This is a genomic window from Oleiphilus sp. HI0043, from assembly GCF_001634935.1.
Genome location: NZ_LWEY01000141.1, coordinates 1 through 570 on the forward strand (window position 1 = coordinate 1; position 570 = coordinate 570).

At 40.9% G+C, this 570-nt stretch carries 1 pseudogene; it reads right to left on the reverse strand.

The window, feature by feature from the left end:
- A pseudogene (locus A3729_RS02760) lies at nt 1-500 on the reverse strand (hypothetical protein); the annotation flags it as partial.
- Nucleotides 501-570 lie beyond the last annotated feature (70 nt).

The following is a 570-nucleotide window of genomic DNA, read 5'->3' on the forward strand; positions in this document are numbered from 1 at the left end:
AAGTGCTCGTATACCCCTTCACCGAACTCGCCGTAAGCTTGTTTAATCCACTTATGTAAAAAGTAGTTTTCTTGCTTTTCCAAAGCTTCCTGACTAATAGCTTGGTCGCGATATGCAAGTACGTGATCAGCCAGTTCAGTAATACCTTTGCGCTTTATTGCGCTGGTTAAAAATATATCTTTAACATTTGCTTGCTTTTTATCACCGGCATTTTCTACATAAATACTGGCTAATTTTAGACTCGATTTAAGCAAGTGCAGACTTTTTTTCGCTAAATTATCTTCATCACATTTATTGATGATAAAGGTGTCCGGGACTTCCATGATTCCGGCTTTCATAAACTGAACCTGATCGCCAGCCAATGGCTGCATTACCAGGCAGGTATGGTCGCTAAGTTTCTGAACTTCAATCTCACTTTGGCCGATACCGACCGTTTCAATGATGATCAGATCAAAAATTTTTCTTAGCAAGCGCGTTACGTGGAAGGTTTGCTTACTCATTCCACCCAAGTCTTGCTGCGAGGCTTGAGATCGGAAAAATAGTCGCTTGTCTTTTACCGGGAAAATTGTC